This is a genomic window from Schwartzia sp. (in: firmicutes), assembly GCF_978017985.1.
In genome coordinates this window covers 1-6,831 of sequence record NZ_CDXDFU010000043.1, presented here as the reverse complement: position 1 = coordinate 6,831, position 6,831 = coordinate 1, and the positions used below count along the sequence as shown (strand labels likewise).

The following is a 6,831-nucleotide window of genomic DNA, read 5'->3' as shown; positions in this document are numbered from 1 at the left end:
ACCTTTGCACGAATCACGCAGCAGACAACGGCAAGACACGCCACGCCTACCGCAAGACCAGCCCAACCGTTCTGTGTGAAACCGTCAACCAGGTATCCGATAAAGCTGCATGCAGCAACAATCAAAACATATGGAAGCTGGGTATTTACGTGCTCAATATGATGGCACGACGCACCCGCCGAAGCAAGAATCGTAGTATCCGAAATCGGTGATGCATGGTCTCCCGCAACAGCGCCCGAAAGGATAGACGCTACAGCAAGCACAAGACCCTGATAGTTTTCAACTCCAACTACCGCAACGGCAATCGGAATCAAAATACCGAAGGTGCCCCAGGAGGTTCCTGTTGCAAATGCCAAAAACATCGCAACGACGAAAAAGATTGAAGGCAGGAAAATACCGAGAGACGCGTTTGCGTTTACTATTCCTCCCACATATCCGCCAAGATTCAGATATTTATCGCTTACAATTCCGGACATTGTCCATGCAAGGCAGAGAATGAAAATAGCCGGAACCATTGCCTTGAATCCAATTCCGAAGCATTCGCAGAAGTGATTAAAGGAAATAATTCTTCGTGGCAGATAAAGAAATGCCATGAAGACAAATGCTATAAAGGAACCGAGTACGAGAGACTTGGAGGAATCGCAGTCTGCGAAGGCATCAGCAATGCTCTTTCCTTCCATAATTCCACCCGTATAAAGCATACCGAATACGCATGCTGCAATAAGCACAAGAATAGGAAGCATGAGGTCGGCTATAGTACCATTGCCCTGCCCCTTTATTTTGGAATCATCATCACCCGAATATTCCTTTGAAACCTTGTACTCCTTGATATTTTCACGTACAACCTCTCCCATGGTTGCAAAATCACGTCCCGTCCACGCAATGAACAGCATGAAAAGCATCGTAAGAATTGCATAGAGGTTTATGGGGATAGTCTGCAAAAAGAGACCGAATCCGTCAATGGAGCTTCCCTCAGGGAGAGACGAGCCAACTGCCGCCGCCCAGCTGGAAACAGGGGCAAGAATACATACAGGAGCTGCCGTAGCGTCAATTATGTACGCCAGCTTAGCACTGGAAACCTTGAATTTCTCAGTGATTGGACGCATTACCGTACCAACGGTCAGACAGTTGAAATAATCGTCGATGAAAATAACAAGACCAAGCAGTGCCGTCAAAAGAAGCGAGCTGCGCTTCCCGTTAATCCGTTTTGCCGCCCATGCTCCGTACGCGGCCGTTGCTCCGGAACGCGTAATCGCAGCGACAATGATGCCGAGAATTACAAGAAATACGAGGATATTGACATTCTTGCCGACCTTTTCCTCCATGACGGCGAACATTGTCAAAATCGTCTGCAGTACATTGAAATCCGTGTAAAGCAAAGCACCGGAAAAAATACCGATGATAAGCGACATATACACTTCCTTCGTTGCCAAAGCCAACACAATGGTCAGTATTGGCGGAAATACAGCCCATACGGTTTCTGCCATAATGAATAACCCTGCCTTTGATAAATGATATAATTCGGCGGAAAACGCCAATGTGTATTATAGCGCATTCGTTTTAGTTTTGCCAGAGGCAAAACTTCCTCTGTCAGCGTAGAACGAGGCGTAAAAAGCTTACCTGCCCAATCTATGCTTTTGCGTCAAAGAATTCCTGCGCTTTGAAGGACTGTCTTCGGTTCGTTTCTTTGTGTCCTTCGGTTCGACGGTCTCCGGTTTCCCCACACGGCGGCTCACCTCGCTGCGTATTTCCGGCAGCCTGCGGTAGAGGTTCCATCCTGGGCATGCCGTCGCATTCAGGTCTCCGTGCCCAACGATGGAATATCGGTTCACCGACAGGTGAAAAATACGGCACAGTGATGCCAGAAGCTCTATAAGAGATTCTATCTGCTCGTCTGTGGGATTTTCCCACTCAAAATTGCCGGTCAGATTTATACCTACCGTATGGGAATTATGCCCATAGGCATGAGCTCCCTCTGTCATCAGCGGGCGGCCTCTTTCGATGGTTCCGTCTTTATGGATTACGTAATGATATCCTATGCCAAGCCAGCCGTTTCCGATATGGGCATTATGAATAGTCTGCGAAGACACCTCACCCGAAGGTGTTCCCACATGATGAATTACTATAGTATCTGTCCATGAACGCGGAAGCAGCGGGCCGGAAAAAATATACATCGTTTCCTCTATGTCGAGCCCTTCATCTATGGACTCGGGCCACCACTGAGCCGCTCCCCATGTATTCGTATTTAGCTGTGCAGGCGGCTTTTGATGCGCGGCTGCGCCATGAAGCCGTGCCTGTGCCACAGGCATGAAAAGCGAGAGGCACATAGCAGCAGCAAGCCCTGCCCTCATCAGAAGGTGTACTTTATTTTTCATAAAAACTCCTTCCTTCTCCTAAACGAAACTGCCGCCGGCAAACGGCCGACGGCAGCGGAAAATCAAATTTCTTATTTGAAAAGCTGGCTCACCGAACGATGGGACTGGATGCGTACGATAACGTCGCCAATCGTATCCGCAAGGGAACGGACAACAATCTTCGGAGACTGTTTTTCTGCCGGAAGCGGGATTGTATCCGTGATGATCAGTTTCTCAATATACGATTCATTAATACGCTTCACTGCCGGATCGCTGAGAATAGCGTGGGAGCAGCATGCGTAAACAGCTTTTGCGCCAAATTTGTGCAATGCTTTTGCACCTTCACAAAGAGAACCTGCGGTATCGACAATATCATCAATCATAATGCAGGATTTTCCTTTAACATCACCGATGAGGTTCATGACCTCAGCCTTCCCCGGCTCAGGACGGCGTTTTTCAATAATTGCAATGGAGGTATGCAGACGGTCAGCAAGAACACGTGCGCGCGTTACACCGCCGAGATCCGGAGAAACAACAATCGGGTCCTCAAGATTTGCTTCCTCGAAGTACTCTGCAAGAACAGGTGCTGCTGCCAGATGGTCTACAGGGATATCAAAGAAGCCCTGAATCTGTCCGGCATGAAGATCAACCGTTACTACACGGTCAATACCTGCCGTTTCCATGAGGTTCGCAACGAGCTTAGCGGAAATAGGCTCACGGCCGCGTGTTTTGCGGTCCTGACGAGCATATGCATAATAAGGAACAACAGCCGTAATGCTGTGCGCGGAAGCTCGTTTGCATGCATCGACCATGATCAAAAGCTCCATAAGATTATCATTGACCGGCTGGCTCGTCGGCTGAATAATGAAAATATCACGACCTCGTACACTTTCTCCGATCATGACCTGTGTTTCGCCGTTGTTGAAACGGCTGACCAGTGCATCGCACAGTTTAACGCCAATGTGGTTTGCGATATCCTCTGCAAGCTTCGGATTTGCGCTTCCTGTCAGGATGCAAAGATCTTTCATATCTGCCATTTTGTAAAAAACCTCCATAAATCACCCAAAAAATATTTGAATACAAAATTCTTAACGCATTATTATTATAGACCGAACGGTTCTTTTCCGCCAGTACTATTTAAGAAAATTATTTTCGTTAGAAAACACAAGCGGTTATGTTCTGTGAGAAATCACTAAAAAGAACGAAGAAAAAATTTTTAATTCTTTCGTTTATCGCTCCAATGCGGAATATTAACCTGACGTGCTCTTGCCACTGCAAGCTGATCTGCAGGGACTTCTTTGGTTATTGTGGAGCCTGCTCCGACATAAGCACCCTCTCCGACAGTAACCGGAGCGACAAGATTTGAGTTGCATCCGACAAAGGCATGGTCACCGATTGTTGTACGGAATTTATTCTTTCCATCATAATTAACAGTAATAGTTCCACAGCCCATATTGACATCAGAGCCCATGTCACAGTCACCGATATACTGCAGATGAGGCAGCTTGGAGCCCTCTCCTATGTTGGAATTCTTCACTTCGACAAAATTTCCGATTTTAACTTTCGCGGAAATCTTTGTATTCGGGCGGAGGTGGACATACGGTCCCATGGTGACTCCGTCTCCGATTTCGCATTCGTGCGCATAGGTAAACTGAGCTGTTACATCATTGCCGATTTTTGTATCGCTGAAGCGGCTTGACGGTCCGAGAACACAGTTCTCTCCAACCTTCGTATTTCCTTCAAGCCATGTGAACGGATAAATTACCGTGTCGCGTCCGACTTCAACACCTGCATCAACAAAGGTTGAATCCGGATCCATAAGAGTAACACCGTTCTCCATTAGCTCAATGTTCTTGCGGCGGCGGAGAATCTTCTCTGCACCGGCAAGCTGCACGCGGGAATTGACACCAAGTGTTTCCTCGTAATCATCAGCAGCTACCGCCCAGATTTTCTCTCCCTTCTCACGAAGAATGGAAAGAACGTCCGGAAGATAATATTCTCCCTGAGCATTATCGCAGCCGACCTGCTGCAATGCTTCAAAAAGGTCATCCTTTTCAAAGCAGTATATTCCGGAATTTACTTCATTTACCTTGCGTTCCTCATCTGTTGCATCCTTATGCTCAACGATTTTCGCAACTGTTCCTTCCGGTGTACGGATAATACGCCCGTAACCTGTTGCATCCGGCATTACCGCAGTGAGCACCGTTGCCTTTGCGCCGGCATTTTTATGTGCCTCGTACAGCTTCTTGACAAGCGCGCCTGTGAGAAGCGGCGTATCTCCGCAAAGCACCATTACCGTACCGTGTTCGTCCTTCAAAAGCGGCTCCGCCTGCAGGACTGCATGGCCCGTGCCGAGCTGCTCCGCCTGAACAACAACCTCAGCCTGTGCTCCCACTGCCGTCTGTACCATCTCCGAACCAAAGCCAACAACCACTATGTTGCGCTTTGCGCCGGCTTCTTTAGCGGCATCAAGCACATGCTGCACCATCGGCTTTCCGCCGACTTCATGCAGCACCTTCGGCAGGGCTGATTTCATTCGTGTCCCTTTTCCTGCCGCAAGGATGACTGTAACTAAATCTGACATTATTATGTTTGCCTCCAAATCTGTGACTGCTAAAAAGGCAGTTTATCCGTTTATTTTTTATGCTCTTTTTTCTTTACCGCATCCATCGCACGGAGAAGTGTCTGCTCTGACTTTTCCATATGCTTTTCCGCAGCGCGGCGTGCCGCTTTTACATCTCCCTGCGCAATCGCTTCCACGATTTCGCGGTGCTCCTCCAGCGTTTCCTTGAGGCGTCCCGGGAAGGACATCGACGTAGTACGGAAACGTGTAAGCTGCTCGCGGAGATTGGAAATAATACCAATAAGTCGCTGGTTGCGGCTTGCCTGATACAAAAGGTCGTGGAATTTGGTATCGACTTCAACAATCTTATCCATATCGTTTGCTTCGATATATTTCCCGATTTCAACCAAAAGACGCTGAAGCTGTTCAAGCTCCTCATTCGTGATTCGCTATGACGCAAGCCCGTTTGACAAAGATTCCAGCGATGTTCTGATTTCAAAGACTTCATTGATATCGCGTATCGAAAGATTTGCAACATACGTACCGCGGCGCGGCATCATGATAACATATCCTTCGAGTTCAAGCTTTCTGATAGCTTCACGTACCGGAGTACGGCTGACACCGAGCTCTTCCGCGAGCTGTATTTCCATCAGTCGTTCTCCCGGCTTTAAAACTCCCCGGCGGATAGCGTCACGAAGAGTCTCGCAAACGACCTCGCGCAGCGGCTGATAGCTGTCAAGACGTATAGGACCTAACTTCTGCTCCATGTTTTTCCCCCACTAAACTCCATATTTTCAATCAAAAATCATTGCTCAATCGTGCAGCCTTTTTTTTTACAGGAACTGCATACACCTCTGAAGCAAGACCTCTCAGCGCCGCTGCGGCAGATTCCGCCTCGACCTGTGAATTAAACACTCCAAAAACTGTAGAACCGCTTCCTGTCATACGGCTTACCAGAGCACCGTGTTTATCCATTTGATTAATATAGTCACCGATTACAGGATATTCGCGCACAACGACAGGTTCAAGCACATTGCCGACATGGGAAAGAACACTTGTAAGGCTTCCTTCCTCCAACGCCTGACGCATTCCGGAAATATCCGGATGCTCAACCTGTTTCTCGGCATCGAATGTCTTATACGCCCAGGCAGTCGAAACACTTACCTTTGGCTTCGCAAGCACTATCCAGCACGCCGGAAGCTCAGGAAGCTCCGTAAGGCGTTCGCCGCGTCCCTCAGCAAGCATAGTTCCGCCAACAAGGCAGAAAGGAACGTCAGAACCGAGCTGCGCGCCGAGACGCATAAAATCATCCTGTGTCATGTGTGTTCCAAAAAGCTCATCCATACCAAGCAGGACAGCAGCTGCATCAGCTGAGCCTCCGGCAAGTCCGGCACCCATCGGAATCTGTTTTTTTACGGCAATGGATACGCCGTTCTGCATGCCGTGCGCATCCATAAACAGGCGGGCCGCTTTGTACGCAAGATTCGTATCGTCTGCCGGCAGATCAGGCGAATCTACTTCAAGCTCAATGCCAACCGGTTTTGGTTCCATCCAAATCGTATCGGCAAGCCCAACACTCTGCATAACAAGCTTTACCTCATGATATCCGTCATCACGTTTCCCCAGGACATCCAATGCGAGGTTTATTTTCGCATTCGCCTTCACTGTAATCATTTCGTACACTTCCTTTATTTTGGATTCTTTCAAACAAATATAACCTTGAAAATTAAATATTAGATGAAAGAAAAATGGGTCTTTGCATACCCGTTATAAATTTTAGTATTTTTTCCTTTCATTGACAACCCCCTCTAATCGGTACATAATTGACTTGAATACTATATAAATCGCAATACAGTGATCTTTACCCCTATAGGTTTGGACTTATTTGCAAATACATGGCGTCAGTTTAATTTT

At 47.8% G+C, this 6,831-nt stretch carries 5 protein-coding genes and 1 pseudogene; all 6 read right to left on the bottom strand.

Going from position 1 to position 6,831, the window contains the following annotated elements; translation table 11 throughout:
* Window positions 1–1,487 (bottom strand): Na+/H+ antiporter NhaC family protein (locus ACY69O_RS02175; RefSeq protein WP_462331831.1); only part of this gene is annotated, 1,487 nt, incomplete at its 3' end.
* 129 nt (window positions 1,488–1,616) lie between these two features.
* Window positions 1,617–2,375, bottom strand: a complete 759-nt coding sequence (locus ACY69O_RS02170) for a peptidoglycan recognition protein family protein (RefSeq protein WP_462331830.1) — start codon at window positions 2,373–2,375, stop codon at window positions 1,617–1,619.
* 71 nt (window positions 2,376–2,446) lie between these two features.
* Complete coding sequence (locus tag ACY69O_RS02165; protein ID WP_462331829.1) at window positions 2,447–3,391, bottom strand: ribose-phosphate diphosphokinase; 945 nt, start codon at window positions 3,389–3,391, stop codon at window positions 2,447–2,449.
* Window positions 3,392–3,570: 179 nt separating this feature from the next.
* A complete protein-coding gene (glmU, locus tag ACY69O_RS02160) occupies window positions 3,571–4,938 on the bottom strand; it encodes a bifunctional UDP-N-acetylglucosamine diphosphorylase/glucosamine-1-phosphate N-acetyltransferase GlmU (RefSeq protein WP_462331828.1) in 1,368 nt (455 codons plus the stop codon).
* Between the two features lie 50 nt (window positions 4,939–4,988).
* A pseudogene (locus ACY69O_RS02155) lies at window positions 4,989–5,684 on the bottom strand (GntR family transcriptional regulator).
* 31 nt (window positions 5,685–5,715) lie between these two features.
* Window positions 5,716–6,591, bottom strand: coding sequence for a 4-(cytidine 5'-diphospho)-2-C-methyl-D-erythritol kinase (ispE, locus tag ACY69O_RS02150; RefSeq protein WP_462331827.1), 876 nt, complete (start codon window positions 6,589–6,591; stop codon window positions 5,716–5,718).
* Window positions 6,592–6,831: the final 240 nt, after the last annotated feature.

What these genes read in the sequence shown, in the direction of transcription:
- glmU (WP_462331828.1), bottom strand. Translation starts at nt 4,938, where the DNA reads ATGTCAGATTTAGTTACAGTCATCCTTGCGGCAGGAAAAGGGACACGA.
- ispE (WP_462331827.1), bottom strand. Translation starts at nt 6,591, where the DNA reads ATGATTACAGTGAAGGCGAATGCGAAAATAAACCTCGCATTGGATGTC.
- ACY69O_RS02165 (WP_462331829.1), bottom strand. Translation starts at nt 3,391, where the DNA reads ATGGCAGATATGAAAGATCTTTGCATCCTGACAGGAAGCGCAAATCCG.
- ACY69O_RS02170 (WP_462331830.1), bottom strand. Translation starts at nt 2,375, where the DNA reads ATGAAAAATAAAGTACACCTTCTGATGAGGGCAGGGCTTGCTGCTGCT.